Below are 22,665 nucleotides of genomic sequence, written 5' to 3' on the forward strand. Positions count from 1 at the left end.
TGTTTGCCTGTTGAATAGGCGCTTGTGCGCAAATGCGAGGGAATAAAAGATGAGTGATCCGATTGTAATTGTGGGTATGGCACGCACGCCCATGGGGGGCATGCAGGGTGCGCTGAGCGGTTTGAGTGCGCCAGAGTTGGGCGCCGCTGCTATCAAGGGTGCGCTGGCGGATGCAAAAGTAGATGCAAGTACCGTTAACGAGGTGTTGATGGGCTGCGTATTGCCAGCAGGCCTTGGCCAGGCTCCAGCGCGTCAGGCCGCGCTCAAGGCAGGCCTTGCCGTGGGTGTGCCTTGTACCACCGTGAACAAGGTGTGCGGCTCCGGCATGAAAACCGTCATGATGGGCGCCGATAGCCTGAGCGCGGGCCACGCCGATGTGGTGGTGGCCGGTGGCATGGAGAGCATGTCGAACGCGCCTTATATGCTCGCCAAAGCCCGTGCCGGCTACCGGTTGGGCCACGGCGAATTGCTGGATCATATGTTCTTTGATGGCCTGCAAGATGCCTATGAGGGCGGCTTGATGGGCAATTTTGCCGAGATTTGCGCTGATAAATACGCCTTTAGCCGACAGGCCCAGGATGACTACGCATTGGAGTCTCTGGCGCGGGCCAACCGTGCCATTGGTGAAAAAGATTTTGAGCGCGAAATTGTGCCGGTAAGCTTTGCCACCCGCAAAGGTGAGCAAACGGTTGCCGTTGATGAGCAGCCCGGTAACGCACGCCCCGATAAGATTCCCCAATTAAAACCCGCCTTCAAAAAAGACGGCACGGTAACCGCGGCCAATGCCAGTTCCATTTCCGATGGGGCGGCGGCACTGGTGTTAATGCGGCAATCCACTGCAGATGCCCAGGGCCTAAAGCCCCTGGCGGTTATTCGTGGCGCGAGCCAACATGCCCATGAGCCTGAGTGGTTTACCACAGCACCGGTAACTGCCATGAAAAAACTGCTGGAGCAGGTGGGCTGGGCTGCCGCTGATGTGGATTTATGGGAAGTTAACGAGGCCTTCGCGGTGGTGGCTATGGCTGCCATGAAAGAGCTTGAGCTGGATCACGCCAAGGTGAATGTGAACGGTGGCGCCTGTGCCTTGGGTCACCCGCTGGGTGCATCGGGCGCGCGCATTATTGTGACCTTGTTAGGAGCGTTAGAACGCCGGGGCTTAACCAAGGGTGTGGCCAGTTTGTGCATTGGCGGTGGCGAGGCAACTGCCATTGCCGTTGAGCGTTTGGCTTAACGTCGATACTTTAGGCTGCGACTTTTCAAGTAGGTAGCTTGAGCCCGGAGAGGGCACTATAAAGAATAAAAAAGGCCGCATTTTTGCGGCCTTTTTTATAGAGCTGTGCTTGTTGGGTATTGGCGTTAGTCGATGTACTCCACCACTTTTACCACTTTTTGCACGCCGCCTGTGTTGCGGGCAATTTCGGTGGCGCGGTCGGCTTCTTTGCGGGTAAGTAAGCCCATAATGTAAACAGTGCCGGCTTCGCTCACGATTTTTACCCGCCCGCTTTCGAGATTCATGTCGGCAATCATTTTTGTTTTCACTTTTGATGTAAGCCAGGTGTCACTGGTGGCGGTGAGCAGCGTGGCATTGCCGCGAATCGCCAGTTCGTTGTGCACTTCGCGCACGCGGTGAATCTTTCTTACTTCCTGTTCTGTGAGTGCTTTAAGGTCGGCGGCTTGTACCTGGCCTGTTAGCAGCACTATGCCGTTAAAACTGGTTACCGAAATATTGGCATTTTCTAATAGCGGCGAGGCCTTGCGAATGTTAACCAAGGCCGCAATTTCAATTTTCTCGTCATCCAGTGCAGCCCCAAGGCTGCGTTTACTGCGATCTTGGGCGACGGGCTCCTCCGAGGCGATGCCCACCACATGACTACAGCCGCTGGTAAACGCCAGGGCAGAAAACAATACACAACACAATACAGACAAGCGCATCAGGCGTAGCCTCCAAATAATTGTCGATCGATTAAGTCACACAGGCAGAACACGCTTAGCAGGTGCACTTCTTGAATGCGTGCAGGCTGTTCTGCCGGTACGCGGAGTTCCAGGTCGTGGGCATCCAGAATGGCGGCGGTATCGCCTACATTTTGGCCGGTAAATGCCACCACCGTGATTTCTTTATCGTGGGCTGCACTCACTGCTTGAACCAGATTGGTACTGCTGCCACCTGTGGCGAATACTACCAATATGTCACCGGGGTTGCCCAGTGCCCGAATCTGTTTTGCGTACACATCGTGGTAGCTGGTTTCATTGGCCACGGCGCTGAGCACTGTGGCGTCGCAGCCAAGGGTCATGGCGGGCAGGCTGGGGCGCTCTTGCTCAAACCGGTTCACCAGGCAGGCGGTGAGAATTTCTGCATTGGCGTGGGCGATACCGTTGCCGCACACCAGTAATTTACGCTCTTGTAAGAGGGCGTTCACAATCAGCTGGCTGGCATCGGCAAGCAAGGGCGCAAACAGCTCGCCGGCATTCATTGTGGCTTCAATGCTTTCGTGAAACAGTTGTATAACGCGCTGTTCCATAGTGGGCAGTTTCCTCGTGTTTCGGTATTTAGCTAAACGCAGCCTGCAGCCATTGCGGTGGCTGGTTGAGGTTGTTAAAGGCAATCACATCGAAGCGGCAGGGGGTTTGTTGGCGCTGCGGAGTTTGAGCCAGATAATGTTGGGCTGCGAGCTGGAGCTTTTGCTGTTTACTTGCCGTAATCGATTCTAGGGCATTGGCAAAGGCTTTGTTTGTGCGCAGGCGCACCTCCACAAATACGGTGGTGCCTTGGTGATCCATAATCAAATCAAGCTCCCCGCCGCGCACATTGAAGTTGCGCGCAAGCAGGCTCAGCCCCTGATTTTTCAAAAAGGCCTCGGCCAATGCCTCGGCCTCGGCGCCTGGCTTAGCTGTCACTGAGTTCTGCTTCATTGGAGATCACCATTGGCAGCGGTTGCGCAAGGCCCCGGCGAATATACGCCCACATTTGCTCGCGCACTATGTGGCCTTCAGGCGTGAGCTGTAAATTGCCAGTGGCGCCAAAAACCGTGGCGTTTGGAATTTCGCGCAGTTGGCGCAGGCGCGGGTATAGGTGGTAGGCATCTACGCCCATGGCGTAAAGGCGGTTGAAGGAGGGATCGTGCGAGAACCGTTCAATGGCGCGCTTCTCTTCGCTTTGCTCATTAAAGATCCAGGGCAGGGTACTGAAGCGAATGCCGTTGAGGTCGCTGTCGAGTTTCGGGTTTTCCTCACCGGCATACACATGGCTGGTGGCAAACACGGGAATATTACTGGCCTGGTGGAATTTGAGTGTGGGCTTTAACTGGCGCGCCTGATTGGGCAGTGCGGTGATGAAAATCATGTCTACATCTTGGCGCCTGCGAGGTTCAAACTCCATGGCGCGGCCAAGAATGTTGCGTACATTCGCCGCCCGCTGATTGGAGTGATCAATCAGCAAGCCGCGCTGCACAATCTTGGAGTAATCCGCTTTGCCGGTAAATTTGGCGTATTCCACAACAGTGCCGCCGAGTGCCTGCCACTCGCTGATAAAGGCCACTGCCGAACGGTCAGCCCAGCTGGCATCTACGGCAATCACCATGGCAAGCCTGTGGCCTTCAAGCCACGCGCGGCGCGCAGCCTGGCGGGCCTCGTCTTCGGCGGCCAGGCCAAATTGCATTAAATTCTGGGTGGGCAGCAGGCCTGCCGGTTGTTCAATGCGGTTGAGTGCAAGCGTGGGCACTGGCAGCACAGGTAACAGTGCCAGCTCGGCCACCTTGTCTTTATCAAGTGGGCCGATAATCAGTTGTGCACCGTCTGCCACCGCCTGCTGGTAGAGGGTTTGAATGTCGCCCAGGTTGGTGTCGTACAGGCTGATGCGCCCGGCCGGGCTGCCAGCTTGCAGCGACTGGTAGTGGGCGGCAAAAAAACCGTCGCGAATGGCGCGGCCAGCACGGCCAAGCTTACCGCTTACCGGCAGCAGCAGGGCCACGTGCTGGGGTTTTTCGGCAATGAGCTGTTGCAGCAGCTGTAGATCGCGCGGCAGGCGGCTGGCTGCGGGGTGGCCGGGCCAGCGCATTAACCAGTCGTCTACGCTGCGCAATTGTGATTCCAGTTGGTGCTGGTTGTTTTTAGACAGCGCCGCCAGTTGGTACCAGCCCTGAAGCTCGAGATTGCCGCTATTGCGCGCTAACTGCTGCAGGTGGGTACGCGGTTGGTCCATCAGGGTTTGCCAAAGGGCGTCCTGGTTTTGCTGGCGTTGTTCAGGGGCCAGGCCCGCGTGATCGAGCGCTATGTACTCCTGCACTGCCAGTTCTGTTTCACCCAGTGTGGCCAGCAGCGCTGCGCGCTGGCTGCGCAAGCTGATGTAGGTGTCTTTGGGCATCAGTTCCCACTGCTCGGTGAGCTTGGGGTTCATCAGCACTTCCTGGGCCAGAAAGTTGGCTTCTTGTGCCAGCAGCAGGTTGCTGTAGAGGGTGGTGTAGTGCCACAGATCTTCCGGTGCCAGCCGGCTGGTATCAATAGAGCCCAGTAGGTTGCGTGCCCAATCGGCATCGCCTAGGTGCTGCAGTTGTTCAGCCGATTGAATCAGCAGCTGCTCTTTTTCCGGAGACAATGCCGCGCGGGCTTGCAGCAGCAGGGTTTGCACGCTCTCCATGGAGTAGCTTGGCAGGGCTTGGGCGGTATCTACCTCGGTCTTTTTAACCGGCGCAGAACAGGCTGCAAGCCACAGGCACAGGAGGCCCGTGGCCATTGGTTTAAGCCTCACGAGCCCGCGTAAAGAGTTGCTGAGTATCATGTTATGATCCGCTTCCTACCTAATATGTTGCCAAGCTGTAGCCCATGAACGAACCCGCTTTGTATGTTGTTGCCACGCCGATTGGAAATTTGGGCGATATGGTACCGCGAGCCGTTGAAACTCTTCAAACAGTGGCATTAATAGCCGCTGAGGATACACGTCATAGCGCCAAACTGCTGGAACATTTTCACATCAAGACGCCCCTGGTGGCCTACCACGACCACTCGGATTCACACCGCACTGCCCAGCTTATAGCGCGCCTGCAGGCGGGCGAGAGTGTGGCCTTGATCAGTGATGCCGGCACCCCGTTGGTCTCTGATCCCGGGTATCAGTTGGTGGCCGCCGCCCGTGCCGCTGGCGTGCGGGTGGTACCAGTGCCCGGGGCCTGCGCTGTAATTGCGGCGCTGTCGGCCTCGGGCCTGGCCTCAGACAGGTTCAGTTTCGAGGGCTTTCTGCCGGCCAAACAGGTGGCGCGCAGCAAGCGTCTGGCAGAGTTGGCCGGCGATACCCAAACCCTGATTTTCTATGAGGCGCCGCACCGGATTCTGGCCACCCTGGAAGACCTGGTTGCAGCCTTTGGGCCAGAGCGTCAGGTGGTGGTAGCCCGCGAGCTCACCAAAACCTTCGAGACGTTTTTGTCAGGCAGCGCGTGCGAGGTGCGAGACAGGGTGGCTGGCGACAGCAACCAGCAGCGTGGCGAAATTGTGTTGTTGGTAGCCGGCGCACCCAAAGTGCAAACAGTGGCGCTCGATGAGCGCGCCCAACAGGTGATGACGTTGCTGGCCGCCGAGCTGCCCCCTAAAAAGGCCAGCGCCCTTGCCGAGCAAATCACCGGCGTAAAGAAAAAGCAGCTCTACCAGTGGTATGTGGAAACGCGCCCATAACCTGGCTTGGGCATGCGTTATTGGGCCGCGTGAAACTTGCCCGTTAACTTCCTGATTCGTACATAACTCGCCGTTGCCGTGTTGATGCGTATTCATCGGCTGGGGTGAGTCTTGCGTATATCGCGCTATACCTTTCCAGAATGTGAATTTTTCGCCTATGGTATTTTGTCGCAGTCAGGTTTGTGTAAGCCTAATATCTTGGCGGTTAATATAAGGAGTATGTAATGGCACGAAAGCGATCTCGTGAGCAGCGCCAGCATTTATTCAACAGTGCAGCGCAAGATTTAGAGCAGGCGCGCGAATCTGATGCAGCCGCACAAGCGCATCCGCTATTGCAGGCGCCGGCCTATCGCCTGGCATTTGCAGACGCCGGCCTATCGCCTGGCATTTGCAGACGACGATTTCTTACTGAGTGAAGACATGCGCGCAGTGCGCTTGATGCTTGAACTCAGTAAGCCTGAAGCCGAACTGCGTGCCAACAACATAGAGCAAACGGTGGTGATGTTTGGCAGTGCGCGCACGGTAGATGCCGAAACGGTAAAACTGAAACTGGCAGAGCTACCTGATACCGAAGAAAATAAGCACAAGCGTCGCGCCCTAACGCGCGGCGCGGCCTATTATGAAGAGGCGCGCAGGCTGGCGGGCTTGATTGCCAAAGAATCGCCAGCCAGTGCCTGTGGAGAGCTGCACGTGATTACCGGCGGCGGCCCGGGAGTGATGGCGGCCGCTAATCGTGGTGCCAGCGAGCAGGGCGCAAAATCCATCGGCTTGAATATTGTGCTGCCACACGAGCAGTACCCCAACCCCTACATCACGCCCGAGCTGTGTTTTCGCTTTCACTACTTTGCCATGCGCAAAATGCACTTTTTAATGCGCGCAAAAGCGCTGGTGGTGTTCCCGGGCGGTTTTGGCACGCTTGATGAGCTATTCGAAACCTTAACGCTTGTACAAACGCAAAAAATCAAACCCTTGCCTATTTTGATCTTTGGCAAGGAGTATTGGGCGCGCCTGCTGAACTTCGATGCCATGGTGGAAGACGGCATGATCAGCCCGGAGGATGTACAGTTGTTTCAATATGTAGAAACCGCAGAGCAAGCATGGCAGTTGATTCAAGAGGGGATTGTGCAGCTGCAAACGGCGCCTTGAGTTTATGCCGGTATAAATCATGGGCGTAAGTGCTGGCGCTTTACGGCTGCAAGTTAGTGAAATCTGGTGTGAAAAATGAAAGGGAGAGCCAAGCTCTCCCTTTTGGTGTGGTACTTATCGCCTGTTAAAAGCGCATGGTGCCTTGCAGGGCGATGCTCCGAGGGCGATCAAAGAAGCTGTAATAGGCCGTGCCCGTGCCGCCCGTTAAGGTGGTGGAAACCGGCAGTTGGTTGCCAAAGGTGGCCACCTTTTCATCGGTGAGGTTTTTGCCTACCAAGGCTACCTCCCAGCCGCCATCAATGGCGCCCACCGCCAGGCGCAGGTTGAGCTTGGCGTAGGCATCTTGCTCCAGGTTTGGATCAAGGGTGGGCGAGGCGTAATAGCTGTCGCTGAAGTTGATATCGCCGGTTACACGCCACTCCATGTCTTCGCCAAGTTCGCTGCTGTAATCGGCGCTCACGGTGCCTTGGTATTTGGGTGCAAATTCGCGGGTTTCGCCGCTTAAATCACACAGCCCGGGGTAGGCTGCGCTATCTGGCGCTTTGCCAAAGTAGCACTGGCTGTTGGGGAAGCTGTCGAACACGAAATCCAGATAGCCCACCGAGCCACTGAGCGTGAGCCCCGGGGCGACCAGCCAGCGGCCGTCGAGCTCAAGGCCTTGGGTGGTGGCTTCACCGGCGTTGGTTACGTTAAAGCCCAGTACGCCATCAAACTGTGAGGTTTGCAGGTCTGTGTATTGGGTTCGAAACAGGGCAACGTTTAACTCGGCAGCACCGTCTGCCAGTGTCATTTTGCTGCCGAGCTCAAAGCTTTGGGCCTTTTCTTCTTCGTATTCGAATACGCCCGGGGCAAAGCCATTGGCGGCGGTGGTTTGCACAATCACCAGTGGCGATTGGTTGGCAATGATGCTGACGCCGTAGTCTGGATCTGGATTGGCGTTCGAGCGCACATCAAAGCCGCCGGCCTTGAAGCCCTCGGTGTAGGTTGCGTATACCATCATGTCGTCTGTGGCGTCCCACTGTAGGGTAACCAGTGGCGTAAAGGCCGCCTCTGAGCGCTTATCTTTAATGACAGGGTAGGGCTCAATTAAGAATGCGGTGTATACGGTGTTCAGGAGTAAGTCGCTGGAACCTACATCTGCCCCCAATACATTGGTGTGGTGTTGGGTGCGTGTGGCGTCTTTATCTTCGGTTGTGTAACGGCCGCCTAATGTTAAGCGCCAATCGGTGTTGATATTCCAGGTGGCCTGGGCAAAGCCTGCCCACAGGGTTGAATCTTGTGTGAAGTCCCGTTGTGAGGCAGTGCCGGGCAACAGTGCTGAAAGCCCGCCAAGCAAGCTATTGGTGGGTACGCGAATGGCATCGTCAAAGGTCATTTCGCTGGTTTGGTAAAAAATGCCACCAATGTAATCGATGGTTTCACCCTGCGGTGATGCTATGCGAATTTCCTGGCTGAATTGCTCAAAGTCTTCGCGGCTGTCTGCAGTAAACACCGGTGCTCCGGTAAAATCGCAATCGCATATTTCTTCATAGTTGTAGGCGTTGTAGCCAGTCACAGCGGTAAGTGTGTGCTCACCCAATGCGTAATCGATGGTGAGTGTGGCGTTTTGCGTGTCGTTCTCGGAGGAATCGCCGTTGGATTGGCGTTTAAAATCTTGCTCAGTATCGAGCACATAGGCGCCACCGGTGGCGCCCAAGAGTGCGGTGGCGTAGGGCAGGCCGCCCGGTACTTCCACGGGGTTAATCGGCTCTAAAAAACGCCCTTTGGTATCAAAGGAGCCTGTTTCGACCTTGAGGTTAAGGCTTAAATCGTCGGTGGCATCCCAGGCCAGCTGGCCGCGAATCACGTGTTCTTTCTCGGCCGACTCGTCGCGGTCTAGCGTGGTGTTTTCATAGTAGCCGTCGATATCGCGGCCCATGAGCGAGAGCCGCCCGCGCAAATTGTCTGTTAAGGGGCCGGAAACAATAACGCGCAGGTCTTTTTCGCCGTGGTTGGGCTCGTACAGTGCCGTAACCTGGCCTTCAAACTCTTCGGTGGGCTTGGCGGTAACCATGCTGATGGCACCGGCAATGGAGTTCTTGCCGAACAAAATACTTTGCGGGCCACGCAAAACCTCTACCCGCTCAAGGTCCATAAAAGGCGCGCGCGCCAGTTGGGCGCGGCCGTAGTAGACGCCGTCTACATACTGGCCTACAGATTGCTCAAAGCCCTGATTAATACCTGAGCTGATGCCGCGAATGGCGATGATGGTGCCGATACCGGTTTGGTTCATGGTGAGGTTGGGCACGTAGGCGGTCATGCCTTCAAGGTTGGTAATGCCGGCCTCTTCCATCTTGGCGCCAGACACGGCATTCACGGAAATGGGTACGTCTTGCAGCTTCTCTACCCGCTTTTGTGCGGTAACTACAACCTCTTCCAGCACTAAATCTTGAGCATGGGTCGCAACGCTCAATGCGCTGGCGATAGACAGGGGTAACAGGCACTTCATAGCTTTGTTCATGGTTTGCTCCGCTTCTCTTTATTGTATTTTGAGCCTGCGAGCGCTCGGTCGCAGTGGGTTGAGTATGGCGCTGGTGCGCGGCTTTGACTACAGGCTTTAGTGTCAAAAGATAGCCCAATTACAGGCGCTGTGTGGCAATGTTGAGGCGCGCGCCCATAAAAGATGGTTGAATTGGTGCCCGGGCTCGATTATCGTGTGCGCGAGCCAGCCAGACAGTCGCTCCCGCAAGGGGGAGGAAAGTCCGGGCTCCATAGGGTAGAGTGCCAGGTAACGCCTGGGGGGCGCGAGCCTACGGAAAGTGCAGCAGAAAATATACCGCCTAAGCGCTTCGGCGCCGGTAAGGTTGAAATGGTGCGGTAAGAGCGCACCGCGCAGCTGGCAACAGTCTGTGGCAAGGTAAACCCCACTCGGAGCAAGACCAAATAGGCCTTCTATGGTGCGACCCGCACTGAAGGCGGGTAGGTTGCTTGAGGCAGATGGTGACATCTGTCCCAGATGAATGACTGTCCACGACAGAACCCGGCTTATCGGTTGGCTCATCCAAATTCTACAAAGGCGCGAGCGCGTCTTTGGTCTGTTAAATCAGTTATATCCCTTTCCTTTATTAGCCTGATTTGTTCTCACACTTAAAGTATTACTTTAAGTGTTGGCTCTATGTTGATGTATTTACAGGAATTCCCCGCCCGTAACCGGCTTGTTTTTTAGATTTTACCGCCCAGTTCGCCGCTAAATCACTGATTTTGTTAGCAAGTTCGCGCCTGTTCTCTTGACTTTAAAGGGCGCGGATTTATAGTGTGTCAATGTGGTAAAAAGTGGGTAAAAGTGGAATTTAGTGGTATGAGCAACAAGGTGAGTGGGAAATAGTGTTCCTCGGAAGCCATTCCATCAGCATGGACGCCAAAGGGCGTCTGGCCATTCCAGCGCGCATTCGCGAATCGCTGGTGGAGCTGTGTGGCGGCAAGTTGGTGATTACTGCCCATACCGAAGAGCGTTGCCTGTTGGTCTATCCAGAGCCCCAGTGGCTTGAAATTCTCCCCAAAATTGAAGCGCTGCCCAGCTTTAACAAGGTGGCCCGCCGCACCCAGCGCCTGCTTATCGGTTATGCAACGCCGCTGGAAGTGGATGCCAACGGCCGCGTGCTGCTCCCTCCCACTTTGCGCGAATACGCCCAGCTCGACAAAAAGCTGATGCTGGTGGGCCAGGGCAAGAAGCTTGAGCTGTGGAGTGAGGAAAGCTGGGCCAGCTGGCTGGATCAAGATGACGACGACGGAGAGATGCCTGATGAAATGCAATCGCTGTCGTTGTAAGCGAGCTTCCCAATGACTGCGCCCGAGCACTACAGCGTGCTGTTGGAGGAGTCGGTAGCCGCGCTGGTGAACAATCCGTCTGGCCGGTATGTGGACGGCACCTTTGGCCGGGGTGGCCACAGCCGTGCCGTACTGTCCCGATTGGCCGCCGATGGCAGCTTGATGGGTATCGATAAAGATCCGCAAGCCATTGCTGTGGCTCAGGCGCTGGCTGAACAGGATGCCCGCTTTAGTATTCGCCACGGCTCGTTTGCACAGCTGCTGGAGTGGGTGGCGCCGGGTTCGCTCGATGGTGTGTTGTTGGATTTGGGGGTGTCTTCACCCCAACTGGATCAGGCCGAGCGCGGCTTCAGCTTTATGAATGATGGCCCTTTGGATATGCGCATGGATACCACCCGCGGCCAAAGTGCGGCCGATTGGCTGGCCACGGCAGATGCAGAAGATATTGCCTTTGTGCTGAAAGAATTCGGTGAAGAGCGCTTCGCCAAGCGCATGGCAGGCGCCATTGTGCGCGAGCGCGAAGTGGCCCCCATTGTGACTACGGGGCGCCTCTCAAAAATTATTACCGAAGCAAACCCAGCCTGGGAAAAAGGTAAGCACCCGGCTACGCGCGCGTTTCAGGGTATTCGGATTTTTATTAACAGTGAGCTGGAAGATTTAGAGCGGGTGCTGAATGCCGCACTCGATGCGTTGCAGGTTGGTGGGCGCTTGGTGGTGATCAGCTTTCACTCACTGGAAGACCGTTTGGTAAAGCGATTTATTCGCAATCACGAGCGTGGCCAGCAGCTGCCCAAAGGGCTGCCGGTGATGGATAAAGATTTAAATAAAAGGCTTAAAAGCCTGGGCAAGGCCGTAAAGGCCGGCGCCCAAGAGCTGGCAGAGAACCAGCGTTCGCGCAGTGCAGTCATGCGTTGTGCAGAAAAACTGGCCTAGGTCAGAAACGTTTAGCTAACAATAATTTAGGGGCAAAGAGTGCAATCGAAGCTTGCAGTCAAGTCGCAGCCCGGCAACGCGCTTACAGTGTTTACTGTGGCGCTTTGGTTGCTGGTGGCTGTGTCTGCGCTATTGGTGGTGGAAACCACCCATAGCGCGCGCCTGTCTTATTTTGAGCTGGAATCCCTGCGTCGTGAAGCTGCCGAACTTGAGGTTCAGCGCGGCCAATACTTGCTTGAGCAAAGCACCTGGGCTGCCTACAGTCGTGTTGAAAAGCTTGCGCAATCCAAGCTTGGCATGCGCGTGCCTGAGCCCGCTGAAATTATTATGGTGGCACCATGAAGCGCGCAGCTAAAGCCTTCGAGCTTGCCCCTTGGCGCTTTTACTTCGCCGTTGTGTTACTGGCAGTGCTGGTGGTGCTGATGGTTTGGCATTTGGCGCGTGTACAGGTGATGCCCGGCGAAGAAAAGGGCTTCGAATTTTTACAGCACCAGGGCGAGGCGCGCACTGTGCGGGAAGAGCGCATTGCCGCTTACCGTGGTGTAATTACCGATCGCAACGGCGAGCCTTTGGCTGTTAGCACACCGGTACATTCGTTGTGGCTCAATCCTCAGCTGGTCTCTCTTGAAGAGCTGCCTCGTCTGGCGCGTGCGTTAGGTATTAATGCGCAAGCGCTTGAGCGCAAGGTAAAAGCCAATCAGGCCCGGGAATTTCTGTATTTAAAGCGCCACCTGCCGCCGCAAGATGCAGAGGCCGTGATGGCGCTGGATATCGCTGGCGTGTCGGCCGAGCTTGAATACCGTCGCTATTACCCGGCCGCAGAGGTCACCGCGCATTTAGTGGGTTTTACCAATGTGGATGAGCGCGGTCAGGAGGGGTTGGAGCTTGCCTATGACGAATGGCTCACCGGCACCCAAGGCGCCAAGCAAGTGCAGCGCGATTTGCGTGGGCGCAACATTAAAGAGTTGCAATTGTTGCGTGCCGCCGAGCCCGGTAACGACTTGGCATTAAGCATTGATTTACGTTTACAGTATTTGGCCTACCGTGAGCTAAAAGCGGCGGTGCAGGCGCATCAAGCGCGCGCGGGCTCTATTGTGGTGGTGGATGTGAGCACCGGCGAAGTGTTGGCTATGGCCAATCAGCCCAGTTATAACCCCAACGATCGCAGCAACCTGAAGCCTGCGGCGATGCGCAATCGCGCCATGACAGATCAATTCGAGCCGGGCTCCACTATGAAACCGCTCACGGTTATGGCCGCACTTGAGGCGGGCCGTGTGCAGGCCCATACGCCCATAGAAACATCACCCGGTTACATTCGTGTGGGCAAAAAAACGTTGTTAGACCCTGTCAACTACGGCTTGATTGATGTGACCAAAATTATCACCAAGTCTAGCCAAGTGGGCCTGACTAAAGTTGCGTTAAAGATGGACCCGCAAGAAATTCGCGACATGTACGTGCGCTTGGGGTTTGGGCAAACATCTGAATCGGGCTTCCCCGGTGAAAGCGCCGGCCTGTTGCCAAATTACACACGCTGGCAACCCATTGTGCAGGCCAACTATGCCTTCGGTTATGGTTTAACTGTGACAGCTGTGCAATTGGCACAAGCTTATTCAGTTGTGGCCAGCGGTGGCGTTAAACGCCCTGTTTCATTGTTAAAGGTGGATGCTCATGCCGAAGGCAAACAGGTGGTAAAGCCGAACTTTACCCAGAGCCTTGTGAGCATGTTGAAGACGGTAGTGGAGCCAGGTGGCACCGCTACACGCGCTAAGCTTGATAGCTACACGGTGGCGGGTAAAACCGGCACCGCTCACAAGGTTGGCCCCAATGGCTATGAGGCAAGTCGCTACCGTTCGTTATTTGCCGGTATGGCGCCGGCTGATGATCCACGGCTTGCCATTGTGGTGGTAATTGATGAGCCGGGCGCAGGAAAATATTTTGGTGGCGATGTGGCCGCACCTGTATTTGCCCGTGTCACCGAGGGTGCGCTACGCATGCTGCAAGTGCCGCCCGAGCCCAAGGCGCTGTTGGCCGCGCGCAGTGGAGGCCGCCCATGAGTATTTCACTGCAATCTTTGTTGCCTGAGATTTCTTTGCCGGCCGCCTGGGCCAAACGCACCGTTACCGGCGTAAGTTTGGATAGCCGCACTGTGCAGCCAGGCTACGTGTTTTTGGCCGTCGATGGCTTGCAACACAAAGGCCGGGATTTCTTGCCCCAAGCCTTTGCTGCAGGTGCGTTAATTTCACTTACGCAATCAGATCAGCTAACCCTTGCCTTGGATGAAAGCACCGGCGCGCACATTGGTGTGCCGGGTTTGAAGGCGAAGATGAGTGAAATCGCGGCGCGTTTTTATGGCCTGCCCGGCCAGCACATGAATATTACCGGCATCACCGGCACCAATGGCAAAACCACCTGTTCGCAACTTTTGGCGCAGCTTTACTACGCGCTGGGTAAGCGTAGCGGCGTGTTGGGTACGCTGGGTTATGGCGCTGTGAATCAACCGCTCACAGATACCGGCATGACAACACCGGATGCCGTGGCACTGCAGCGTATTTTGCGTGAAATGTACGATGCAGAAGTAGAATACGTGGCGATGGAAATATCATCGCACTCACTTGAGCAATCACGTGCGGCCGCCGTGCCCGTGCGCACTGCCATTTTTACCAATCTCACCCGCGATCATCTCGATTACCACGGCAGTATGGCGGCCTATGGTGAGGCCAAGCGCAAGCTTTTTAGCCATTTAGGCCTGATGCGCGGCGTTGTGAATCTAGATGATCCTTTCAGTGCTGAAATCCTGGCCAAGGTGGCGCCCGGTATTTCAATGTTTACCTATAGCCTGGCAAATACCCAGGCCGATGTTTATGCAACGGACATTAACTACCAGGCTACCGGTATTCAGGCAAACTTGATCACGCCCTGGGGGCGCGGTGAATTACGGGTTGGGTTGCTGGGTGAATTCAATCTGTCGAATTTGCTGGCAGTGGTAACGGCTGCCTGTGCCGATGGTTACTCGCTTGATGAAGTGCTTGCCGCCGCAACCACCTTCAAGCCTGTGCCCGGGCGTATGGAGCGAGTGGAGAGCGGCGCCGATGTGCAAGTGTTGGTAGATTATGCCCACACGCCCGATGCACTGCGAGCGGTACTGGCTGCGGCCCGTGTGCATTGCGCGGGTAAACTTTTGTGCGTGTTCGGCTGTGGCGGCGATCGCGATGCGGGCAAACGCCCGGAGATGGCACGTATTGCTGAACAGCTGGCGGATTATTGTGTGCTAACCAGCGATAACCCCCGCACCGAATCACCTGAGAAAATAGTGGCCGATGTAAGCCAAGGTTTTAGTGGCAGTGCACACCGTATTATTGTAGATCGGGCAGCAGCCATTGAATCTGCTATTGCAGGTGCTGCTGCTGGCGATTTAATTGTGATTGCCGGCAAAGGCCATGAAGACTACCAAATTATTGGCACGGAAAAGCGTTACTTCAGCGATAAATCTCAGGCGATACAGGCCTTGGCGAATCGGGCGGGGGTGCAGCAATGATGCCGCTGACGCTTGCACAGCTTTGCGCCCGTTTTGGTGGCAACATAGTAGGTGATGCAGAACAACGCCTGGGCGATGTAATTACCGATAGCCGCGCCGTGGTACCAGGTTGTACGTTTGTGGCCTTGGTGGGCGAGCGATTTGATGCGCATCAATTTTTACCCGCGGTGATTGATGCAGGTGCAACCGTTATTGTTGCAGCCAAAGCCTGGGCTGCTAAAAACAGCGCGTCGCTGGGCACTGCTAATGCCTGGATAGTAGAAGATACCAACCAAGCCTTGGGCCACATAGCACTCCTCGCCCGGGAGGCATTCATTGGCCCGCTTATTGGAATTACCGGCAGCTGCGGTAAAACCTCTGTTAAAGAAATGCTGGTGGCCATTGCATCGGCGCGCTTTGGTGCTGATGCAGTGTTGGCCACCAAAGGCAATTTAAATAATCACTTTGGTGTGCCCCAAACCCTGTTGGCGCTAAATAGCGGCCACCGCTTTGCCATTGTCGAAATGGGGGCCAGTGGCCCGGGTGAAATCGCCTACCTCGCCAATATGGCAAAGCCCACAGTATCAGTGGTGAACAATGTAATGCCCGCACATGTAGAAGGCTTTGGCAGCCTGCAGGGTGTGGCAGACACCAAGGGTGCCATCTACGAGGGGTTGGGGGCGCAAGGTACTGCTGTAGTAAACCTGGACGATGATTTTTCCAAGCAGTTTTTGCAGCAAAATAGCACGCGTTCGGTGATTTCAGTATCGCTGGATGGCGCAGACGCTAGCGTATTTGCGAAAGATCTTACCTGTGCCGAACAGCATTCAACATTTACTTTGTGCAGCGGTGATACACAGGCGCAGATTCACTTGCCCGTGGCTGGTAGTCACAACGTGCGCAATGCACTGGTTGCCGCTGCCTGTGCTTTGGCTGCAGGTATTTCACTTGAAGATGTCGTAAAGGGGCTGTCTGCATTTCAGGCCGTACAAGGGCGCATGAATGTTCAGCGCATCAATCAAATGCTTACGGTGATTGATGATTCCTATAACGCTAATCCCGGGTCATTGCGTGCAGCCATTGATGCCTTGCAAAAATTTAAAGGCTACCGCGTGCTGGTTATGGGCGATATGGGCGAGCTGGGCGCAGACGAACAAGCGCTACATGCAGACATTGGCCGCTATGCACACCTTGCAGGCGTGCAAGCGCTCGTCACCGTGGGTGAGCTAAGCCGCCATGCCTCGGCTGCATTTGAAGGCGGTATTCACTTTGCAGATCATAAAAGTGCGGTTGCTCACCTTATGCAATTGATTGCAGGTGAGCCTGGGCGTATCAATATTCTAATTAAAGGGTCTCGCAGTGCACGGATGGAGTTGGTTGTGCAGGCCATAAAAGACCAAACGAGGAACGCCTGATGTTACTTTGGCTCGCGGAATATCTACAGCAATATATTAACGCCATTGGTGTTGTGAATTATTTGTCGGTGCGCGCAATTTTGGGTGTGCTTACGGCTCTTGGCATTTCTTTGCTGGTAGGCCCCTGGATGATCCGCCGCTTGAACTACCTGCAAATTGGCCAGTCGGTACGCGACGATGGCCCGCAAAGTCATTTAAGTAAATCCGGCACGCCCACCATGGGCGGTACGTTAATTCTTGCGGCAATCTTTACCAGTGCTCTGCTGTGGTCTGATTTAACCAATCGTTATGTGTGGGTCGTTCTGCTGGTAACTTTGGTATTTGGTGCTGTGGGTTGGGTGGATGACTACCGCAAAGTGGTTGAATCCAATTCAAAAGGGCTGCCAGCAAGGTGGAAGTACTTTTGGCAGTCTGTTGGTGGTTTGGGTGCTGCAATATTTTTGTATTACAGCGCAGTCTCGCCCGCAGAAACCCAATTGTTTGTGCCGTTTTTTAAAGATGTGGCCCTCAATATGGGGCCTTGGTTCATCTTGCTAACCTACCTGGTTGTGGTGGGTTCAAGTAATGCCGTGAATTTAACCGATGGCCTGGATGGCTTGGCCATTATGCCGTCGGTAATGGTAGGCGGCGCCCTGGGTATTATTGCCTACCTTGCCGGCCACGTGGAATTCGCCAATTACCTGCACATCGGCTATGTGCCAGGTGCAGGTGAATTAGTGGTGTTTTGCGGTGCGCTCGCTGGTGCAGGCCTAGGTTTTTTGTGGTTTAACACCTATCCCGCACAAGTGTTCATGGGCGATGTGGGTGCTTTGGCTCTGGGTGCAGCGCTAGGTGTGATCGCCGTAATTGTGCGCCACGAAATCGTGTTTTTCATCATGGGCGGTGTATTTGTGATGGAAACAGTCTCGGTGATACTGCAAGTGGCCTCATTCAAATTAACCGGGCGCCGCATTTTCCGCATGGCCCCGCTGCATCACCACTTCGAACTCAAAGGTTGGCCAGAGCCGCGCGTGATTGTGCGCTTCTGGATTATTACCGTCATGCTCGTGTTGGTGGGCTTGGCAACGTTGAAACTAAGGTAATGGAATCGGCATCGCTATGTTGATCGCGAAAAGTAAAATAACCGCTGTTGTGGGCCTGGGAGTTACCGGCCTCTCCGTAGCGCGTTTTCTTACCCAGTCGGGCAGCCCGTTTGCGCTGTTCGATTCGCGTATGGCGCCTGCCCAGCTGAGCCAGTTTCAAGCAGAGTTTCCCAATGTAGAAATTCATTTGGGCCCGCTCGATGCGGCGCTGCTATCTGAATTTGATGAGATTATTTTAAGCCCCGGCCTTTCGCTTAAGCAGCCGCCAATTCAGGCAGTGCTGGAGCAGGGCGTGTCGGTTGTGGGTGATATCGAGCTGTTCGTGCGCCATGCCAAAGCCCCCATTGTGGCCATTACAGGTTCTAACGCTAAAAGCACCGTGACCACACTGGTAGGAAAGATGGCTGCCGATGCCGGGCTTAATGTAGGCGTTGGTGGAAATCTTGGCACTGCAGCGCTTGATTTACTGGCAGATGACATAGAGCTATACGTGCTGGAACTTTCCAGTTTTCAACTGGAAACCACGCAGCGCATAGGTGCTAAAGTGGCAACGGTGTTAAACCTTAGCGACGACCATCAAGATCGCTATGAAAGTTTTGCAGCTTATCACGCCGCCAAGCAGCGCATTTATTTTGGTGCATCCAATGTGGTGGTTAACCGTGACGACCCGCTAACCCAGCCACCCATGACGGCCTCGATGCAGGTGTCAAGCTTTGGCTTGGGGCGCCCGGATTTCAACGAATTCGGCATCATGCAAAAAGGTGGTGAACAATACCTTGCCTACCAGTTTCAACCGCTAATTGCTGCAAATGAACTAAAAATTCGCGGCCGGCATAATTTGGCCAACGCGCTTGCAGCACTCGCCATCGGCAAAGCGGCCGGGCTTGCAATTGAAAGTATGCTGGCAACACTTAAGACATTCACCGGGCTGCCCCATCGTTGCGAGTGGGTGGCCGAGGTGCGCGGTGTTACCTACATCAATGATTCAAAAGGCACCAATGTGGGCGCGACTCTCGCCGCCATTGAGGGTTTTGCCGACAACGAGCATAAGCTTGTGCTCATCGCCGGTGGTGATGGCAAGGGTGCAGATTTTTCGCCCTTGAAGGCAGCTTTTGGCAAGCATTTGCGTGCGCTCATAGTGATTGGCAAAGATGCCAAGGCGTTGGCCGCACTGGCTAATAATCAGGTGCAGGTGGGTTTTGCAAGCGATATGTGCGATGCAGTGTCACAAGCGCACGGTATTGCCCAGCACGGCGATAAGGTGTTGCTATCGCCGGCCTGTGCCTCCTTCGATATGTTTAAAGGGTACGCCGATCGCGGTGAGCAATTTGTTGCTGCGGTAAGGGGGCTGTTGGGATGAGTTTTGCAGCCGCTCTCAAACCTGTGCTGGGTGCACAGTGGCAGCCTGATATGCTGGCGCAGTTGCGCCCGGATATCTTGCAGCTGCTGTCTTCGCGTCTGGTCATTATTTGGGCGGCACTTATCACCTTTGGCGTGGTGATGGTAGCTTCTTCCTCTATAGGCTTTGCTGATTCCGTTTATGGTGATGGTTGGTACTTTACCCGCCGCCATCTGATTTTCCTGTGCATGGGGCTTACCCTGTGCACCGCCGTGGCGCTGGTGCCATTGATGGTGTGGCAGAAGTACGCATGGGTGTTGTTGGTGCTTGCGTTTTTGCTGTTGGTATTCGTGTTGGTGCCTGGCATTGGCCGACGTGTAAATGGCAGCCAGCGGTGGCTGGTTGTGGGCCCGCTAACATTGCAGGCGTCCGAAGTGGCAAAGTTTTGCCTGATTGTATTTTTTGCCGCCTACTTTACCAAGCGCGCCGCAGAGCTCAGCCGCCACAATAAAGGCCTGCTGCGCGCGCTCTCTATCTTGGGCGTATTTATCGTTCTGTTACTGCTAGAGCCGGATTTCGGCAGCTCTGTGGTAATTGTGGCAACCGTTATGGCCATGTTGTTTTTTGTGGGCCTGCGGTTATGGGTAATGCTCACCTTATTGGTGCTGGGTGGCGGCCTGTTTGCAACCATGGCGTTACTGTCGCCCTATCGGTTACAGCGCCTGGTGACATATCTGGACCCGTGGGCTGATCAATTTAATACCGGTTATCAACTTACCCAATCGCTCATTGCGTTTGGCAATGGCCAGTGGTTTGGCCAGGGGCTAGGTAACAGCATTCAAAAAATGATGTATTTACCCGAGTCTCACACTGACTTTGTGTTTGCGGTAATTGCCGAAGAGCTGGGCTTGGTTGGCGGTATTTTGGTGTTGGCGCTTTTTGGTGCCCTGATTGTTGAGCTATTAAAGCGCTGCAAGCGCCGCATGGCCCACAACGACTGCTTTGCTGCGTTACTTATGTTTGGTATTGCTGTGCTGTTTGCGGTGCAGGCATTGATTAACGTAGGCGTTGCCTCGGGCTTTTTGCCCACCAAAGGTTTAACGCTGCCGTTCGTAAGCTATGGCGGCAGTAGCCTGATGCTGTGCTGCGCCCTGATGGGCCTGGTGTTGCGCGTTGATTGGGAATCTGAAGTGCAGGTGGTGCGCTCGGTGGTAAAAACCGCTAAGCGTCGCGCCACCAAAGCCGTTGCCAGGCCTGCTAAAAAAGTGGAGGGCGATGATGCGTAAATCTCTTGCCCTGATGATGGCAGGCGGCACCGGTGGCCATGTGTTTCCCGCGCTGGCTGTTGCCGATGTGCTGCGTGCCCGTGGCTTTGAGGTGCAATGGTTGGGTACCGCTCGGGGAATTGAAGCCAGGCTTGTGCCCGAAGCGGGTATCGCACTTAACACCATTAGTGTTGAAGGCCTGCGTGGCAAAGGAAAGTTAGCGTTGCTCTCTGCGCCGTTCAAATTATTGAAATCCTTATGGCAATCGCTTTGTGTAGTGCGTGGGCTGCGCCCGGATGTAGTAGTGGGTTTTGGCGGTTTTGCCTCGGGCCCGGGCGGGGTTGCAGCTTGGTTGTTGAACACGCCTTTGGTGATTCATGAGCAAAATGCGTTCGCCGGCACCACCAACCGCTGGCTGGCTCGCATTGCTAGTCGCACCCTTGAAGCCTTTGCTTCGGGCTTGCCGAACGCGGTATGCGTGGGTAATCCGGTGCGAGAGGCTATTGCCAATGTACCGGCGCCAGGCCTGCGCTATAAAAACCGCAGTGGCGCGCTCAGGGTGTTAGTGCTGGGTGGTAGCTTGGGAGCGCAGGCAATCAATGACGTTATGCCCAAGGTGTGTGGCGCCATGCCCGTAAATAGCTTGGAGGTGCGTCACCAGGCCGGCACTCGCAATTTGGCAGAGTGCCAGCAGGCTTACTGCGAGGTTTCTGAACAAACGGTAGAAATTACGGCGTTCATTGACGATATGGCAGAAGCCTACGCTTGGGCGGATATTGTTCTGTGCCGGGCCGGTGCGCTTACGGTATCGGAAATTGCATCGGTGGGTGTGCCCGCGGTGTTTATCCCGTTTCCGCACGCCATAGATGACCATCAAACCGCCAATGCACAGTGGTTAGTGCAGGCCGGTGCGGCCTGGTTAATGCCGCAGGCGTCGCTGAGTGTGGATCGGTTGTGTAAATTATTTCAGCAAGTGGGTAGCGATCGCCCACTGTTGGTAGAAATGGCAAACAAAGCACGTGCGCAGGCGATGCCGGGTGCGGCCCAAGCAGTGGCGGATGTCTGCCAGGAGGTAATGAATGGTTAAGTCTAAGGTTTATCAAATTCCGGAGATGCGTCGTATACGCCGCATTCATTTTATTGGTATTGGTGGTGCCGGCATGAGCGGCATTGCAGAAGTACTGATCAATATGGGGTATGAAATATCGGGTTCGGATATTCGTGAATCTACTACTACCCGCCACCTGGAAGGCAAGGGAGCGCAAATTGTTATCGGTCATCACGCGGCCAATGTGATGGGTGCCGATGTGGTGGTGAACTCCACCGCGGTAAAAGCCGATAACCCAGAGATGCTGGCAGCGAAAGAGCAGCGCATTCCCGTGGTGCGTCGCGCTGAAATGTTGGGTGAGCTAATGCGCTACCGCCACGGCATTGCCATAGCGGGCACTCACGGTAAAACCACCACCACAAGTTTAATGGCCTCTGTATTGGCAGCCGATGGCAAAGATCCCACCTTCGTGATTGGTGGCCTGCTAAACAGTGCCGGCAGCAACGCCAAGCTGGGCGAGAGCCGCTACTTTGTGGCAGAGGCCGATGAAAGCGATGCCTCTTTCCTGCACTTGCAGCCCATGGTTTCTGTGGTGACCAACATTGATGCCGATCACATGGACACCTATGGCGGCGATTTCAACGTTTTGAAGAAAACCTTTCTCGAGTTTTTGCACAACCTGCCATTTTACGGTTTGGCGGTATTGTGCGGTGACGACCCGATTATTCGCGAGCTGTTGCCGCAGGTGTCGCGCTCTACCATTACCTACGGCTTGAGTGAAGATTGTGATGTCCGGGCAATCAATATTCGCCAGGATAAAATGCAAACCTCCTTTGATGTGGTGCGCAGCGGACAAACAGAGCTGCTTTCGGTAACTGTGAATATGCCGGGTGAACACAATGTGTTGAATGCCTTGGCAGTTGTTGCGGTAGCAACCGACGAAGGCGTTGCCGACAGCGCCATTCAAGCGGGCCTTGCAGGCTTTGAAGGTGTGGGCCGACGCTTCCAGATTTACGGTGAGCTGCCCATTAGTGAAGCGGGCACCGCGCTGTTGGTTGACGATTACGGCCACCACCCGCGCGAGGTGGCTGCCACCATCAAAGCCGTGCGGCAGGGTTGGCCGGATCGCCGCTTGGTAATGGTGTACCAGCCGCATCGCTACAGCCGCACTCGCGATTTATACGAAGATTTTGTAGACGTACTCAGCGGTGTTGATTCGTTGGTGCTGCTTGAGGTATACGCCGCCGGAGAGGAGCCTATTCCCGGTGCAGACGGGCGAAGCCTGAGCCGCAGTATTCGCACGCGCGGCGTGGTAGACCCGGTATTCGTAGAGCGTACAGATGACGTGGCAGAGGCATTGCGCCACCTATTAAAGCCTAACGACATTGTTATCACGCAAGGCGCCGGTAACGTGGGGCAGTTGTCTGCAGAACTTTCGGCAATGGATTGGTAGCCCAA

19 protein-coding genes and 1 other RNA gene are annotated in these 22,665 nt (G+C 55.1%); 15 read left to right on the plus strand and 5 right to left on the minus strand.

The genetic code is table 11. The features are described 5' to 3' along the window. Window positions 1–49 precede the first annotated feature (49 nt). A complete protein-coding gene (locus L1F30_RS04720) occupies window positions 50–1,231 on the plus strand; it encodes an acetyl-CoA C-acyltransferase (protein ID WP_253360046.1) in 1,182 nt (393 codons plus the stop codon). A gap of 125 nt (window positions 1,232–1,356) precedes the next feature. Here L1F30_RS04720 and L1F30_RS04725 read toward each other — a convergent pair whose 3' ends face one another. Genes L1F30_RS04725 through L1F30_RS04740 form a run of 4 tightly spaced genes read right to left on the minus strand, consistent with a single transcriptional unit; the run spans window position 1,357 to window position 4,729 of the window. Beyond that, complete coding sequence (locus L1F30_RS04725) at window positions 1,357–1,932, minus strand: BON domain-containing protein (protein ID WP_253360048.1); 576 nt, start codon at window positions 1,930–1,932, stop codon at window positions 1,357–1,359. Continuing rightward, window positions 1,932–2,519, minus strand: a complete 588-nt coding sequence (locus tag L1F30_RS04730; RefSeq protein ID WP_253360050.1) for an SIS domain-containing protein — start codon at window positions 2,517–2,519, stop codon at window positions 1,932–1,934. The genes L1F30_RS04725 and L1F30_RS04730 overlap by 1 nt, the downstream gene beginning before the upstream one ends. A 28-nt stretch (window positions 2,520–2,547) precedes the next feature. Next, window positions 2,548–2,895, minus strand: a complete 348-nt coding sequence (locus L1F30_RS04735; RefSeq protein ID WP_253360052.1) for a YraN family protein — start codon at window positions 2,893–2,895, stop codon at window positions 2,548–2,550. Beyond that, window positions 2,885–4,729 (minus strand): penicillin-binding protein activator, encoded by a 1,845-nt coding sequence (locus L1F30_RS04740; RefSeq protein ID WP_253360054.1) that lies wholly within the window; start codon window positions 4,727–4,729, stop codon window positions 2,885–2,887. Before L1F30_RS04740 ends, L1F30_RS04735 begins: the two co-directional genes overlap by 11 nt. An 89-nt stretch (window positions 4,730–4,818) precedes the next feature. On the opposite strand from L1F30_RS04740, the gene rsmI reads away from it, so the two are divergent. Both rsmI and L1F30_RS04750 read left to right on the plus strand, forming a co-directional pair. Next, a complete protein-coding gene (gene rsmI, locus L1F30_RS04745; protein ID WP_253360056.1) occupies window positions 4,819–5,658 on the plus strand; it encodes a 16S rRNA (cytidine(1402)-2'-O)-methyltransferase in 840 nt (279 codons plus the stop codon). Window positions 5,659–5,964: 306 nt separating this feature from the next. Then, the gene (locus L1F30_RS04750; protein WP_253360057.1) at window positions 5,965–6,804 is read left to right on the plus strand and encodes a TIGR00730 family Rossman fold protein; all 840 of its coding nucleotides are present in this window, start codon (window positions 5,965–5,967) and stop codon (window positions 6,802–6,804) included. A gap of 124 nt (window positions 6,805–6,928) precedes the next feature. Here the strand turns inward: L1F30_RS04750 and L1F30_RS04755 are convergent, their stop codons facing one another. Beyond that, window positions 6,929–9,304 (minus strand): TonB-dependent receptor, encoded by a 2,376-nt coding sequence (locus L1F30_RS04755; RefSeq protein ID WP_253360059.1) that lies wholly within the window; start codon window positions 9,302–9,304, stop codon window positions 6,929–6,931. 200 nt (window positions 9,305–9,504) lie between these two features. Between L1F30_RS04755 and rnpB the strand changes: the two genes are divergently transcribed. The 12 genes from rnpB to murC all read left to right on the plus strand — a co-directional run bounded on the left by rnpB (window position 9,505) and on the right by murC (window position 22,660). Then, window positions 9,505–9,847, plus strand: an RNA gene (gene rnpB, locus L1F30_RS04760) — RNase P RNA component class A. A gap of 320 nt (window positions 9,848–10,167) precedes the next feature. Continuing rightward, on the plus strand, window positions 10,168–10,611 hold the full coding sequence (mraZ, locus tag L1F30_RS04765; protein WP_253360061.1) for a division/cell wall cluster transcriptional repressor MraZ: 444 nt from the start codon (window positions 10,168–10,170) through the stop codon (window positions 10,609–10,611). Window positions 10,612–10,623: 12 nt separating this feature from the next. Beyond that, window positions 10,624–11,544, plus strand: coding sequence for a 16S rRNA (cytosine(1402)-N(4))-methyltransferase RsmH (rsmH, locus tag L1F30_RS04770; RefSeq protein WP_253360063.1), 921 nt, complete (start codon window positions 10,624–10,626; stop codon window positions 11,542–11,544). A 39-nt stretch (window positions 11,545–11,583) separates the two neighbouring features. Further along, on the plus strand, window positions 11,584–11,886 hold the full coding sequence (gene ftsL / locus L1F30_RS04775) for a cell division protein FtsL (protein WP_253360065.1): 303 nt from the start codon (window positions 11,584–11,586) through the stop codon (window positions 11,884–11,886). Further along, on the plus strand, window positions 11,883–13,598 hold the full coding sequence (locus tag L1F30_RS04780) for a penicillin-binding protein 2 (RefSeq protein ID WP_253360067.1): 1,716 nt from the start codon (window positions 11,883–11,885) through the stop codon (window positions 13,596–13,598). Before ftsL ends, L1F30_RS04780 begins: the two co-directional genes overlap by 4 nt. Continuing rightward, window positions 13,595–15,079 (plus strand): UDP-N-acetylmuramoyl-L-alanyl-D-glutamate--2,6-diaminopimelate ligase, encoded by a 1,485-nt coding sequence (locus L1F30_RS04785; RefSeq protein WP_253360075.1) that lies wholly within the window; start codon window positions 13,595–13,597, stop codon window positions 15,077–15,079. The genes L1F30_RS04780 and L1F30_RS04785 overlap by 4 nt, the downstream gene beginning before the upstream one ends. After that, on the plus strand, window positions 15,076–16,473 hold the full coding sequence (gene murF / locus L1F30_RS04790) for a UDP-N-acetylmuramoyl-tripeptide--D-alanyl-D-alanine ligase (protein ID WP_253360077.1): 1,398 nt from the start codon (window positions 15,076–15,078) through the stop codon (window positions 16,471–16,473). Before L1F30_RS04785 ends, murF begins: the two co-directional genes overlap by 4 nt. Beyond that, on the plus strand, window positions 16,473–17,555 hold the full coding sequence (gene mraY / locus L1F30_RS04795) for a phospho-N-acetylmuramoyl-pentapeptide-transferase (protein WP_253360079.1): 1,083 nt from the start codon (window positions 16,473–16,475) through the stop codon (window positions 17,553–17,555). Before murF ends, mraY begins: the two co-directional genes overlap by 1 nt. 16 nt (window positions 17,556–17,571) lie before the next feature. Continuing rightward, window positions 17,572–18,915: a UDP-N-acetylmuramoyl-L-alanine--D-glutamate ligase gene (murD, locus tag L1F30_RS04800; RefSeq protein WP_253360081.1), complete on the plus strand. Its 1,344-nt coding sequence runs from the start codon at window positions 17,572–17,574 to the stop codon at window positions 18,913–18,915. Beyond that, window positions 18,912–20,180, plus strand: coding sequence for a putative lipid II flippase FtsW (ftsW, locus tag L1F30_RS04805; RefSeq protein WP_253360083.1), 1,269 nt, complete (start codon window positions 18,912–18,914; stop codon window positions 20,178–20,180). Before murD ends, ftsW begins: the two co-directional genes overlap by 4 nt. Next, window positions 20,173–21,246, plus strand: a complete 1,074-nt coding sequence (gene murG / locus L1F30_RS04810) for an undecaprenyldiphospho-muramoylpentapeptide beta-N-acetylglucosaminyltransferase (RefSeq protein ID WP_371922649.1) — start codon at window positions 20,173–20,175, stop codon at window positions 21,244–21,246. Before ftsW ends, murG begins: the two co-directional genes overlap by 8 nt. Then, the gene (gene murC, locus L1F30_RS04815; protein WP_253360086.1) at window positions 21,239–22,660 is read left to right on the plus strand and encodes a UDP-N-acetylmuramate--L-alanine ligase; all 1,422 of its coding nucleotides are present in this window, start codon (window positions 21,239–21,241) and stop codon (window positions 22,658–22,660) included. Before murG ends, murC begins: the two co-directional genes overlap by 8 nt. Window positions 22,661–22,665 lie beyond the last annotated feature (5 nt).

It is taken from the genome of Simiduia sp. 21SJ11W-1 (assembly GCF_024138675.1).
In the GTDB taxonomy this organism is placed as follows: Bacteria; Pseudomonadota; Gammaproteobacteria; order Pseudomonadales; family Cellvibrionaceae; genus Simiduia.

Coding starts and splice junctions, on each gene's coding strand:
- L1F30_RS04720 (WP_253360046.1), top strand. CDS start 50: ATGAGTGATCCGATTGTAATTGTGGGTATGGCACGCACGCCCATGGGG.
- L1F30_RS04725 (WP_253360048.1), bottom strand. CDS start 1,932: ATGCGCTTGTCTGTATTGTGTTGTGTATTGTTTTCTGCCCTGGCGTTT.
- L1F30_RS04730 (WP_253360050.1), bottom strand. CDS start 2,519: ATGGAACAGCGCGTTATACAACTGTTTCACGAAAGCATTGAAGCCACA.
- L1F30_RS04740 (WP_253360054.1), bottom strand. CDS start 4,729: ATGGCCACGGGCCTCCTGTGCCTGTGGCTTGCAGCCTGTTCTGCGCCG.
- rsmI (WP_253360056.1), top strand. CDS start 4,819: ATGAACGAACCCGCTTTGTATGTTGTTGCCACGCCGATTGGAAATTTG.
- L1F30_RS04750 (WP_253360057.1), top strand. CDS start 5,965: ATGCAGCCGCACAAGCGCATCCGCTATTGCAGGCGCCGGCCTATCGCC.
- L1F30_RS04755 (WP_253360059.1), bottom strand. CDS start 9,304: ATGAACAAAGCTATGAAGTGCCTGTTACCCCTGTCTATCGCCAGCGCA.
- rsmH (WP_253360063.1), top strand. CDS start 10,624: ATGACTGCGCCCGAGCACTACAGCGTGCTGTTGGAGGAGTCGGTAGCC.
- L1F30_RS04780 (WP_253360067.1), top strand. CDS start 11,883: ATGAAGCGCGCAGCTAAAGCCTTCGAGCTTGCCCCTTGGCGCTTTTAC.
- L1F30_RS04785 (WP_253360075.1), top strand. CDS start 13,595: ATGAGTATTTCACTGCAATCTTTGTTGCCTGAGATTTCTTTGCCGGCC.
- murF (WP_253360077.1), top strand. CDS start 15,076: ATGATGCCGCTGACGCTTGCACAGCTTTGCGCCCGTTTTGGTGGCAAC.
- mraY (WP_253360079.1), top strand. CDS start 16,473: ATGTTACTTTGGCTCGCGGAATATCTACAGCAATATATTAACGCCATT.
- murD (WP_253360081.1), top strand. CDS start 17,572: ATGTTGATCGCGAAAAGTAAAATAACCGCTGTTGTGGGCCTGGGAGTT.
- ftsW (WP_253360083.1), top strand. CDS start 18,912: ATGAGTTTTGCAGCCGCTCTCAAACCTGTGCTGGGTGCACAGTGGCAG.
- murG (WP_371922649.1), top strand. CDS start 20,173: ATGCGTAAATCTCTTGCCCTGATGATGGCAGGCGGCACCGGTGGCCAT.
- murC (WP_253360086.1), top strand. CDS start 21,239: ATGGTTAAGTCTAAGGTTTATCAAATTCCGGAGATGCGTCGTATACGC.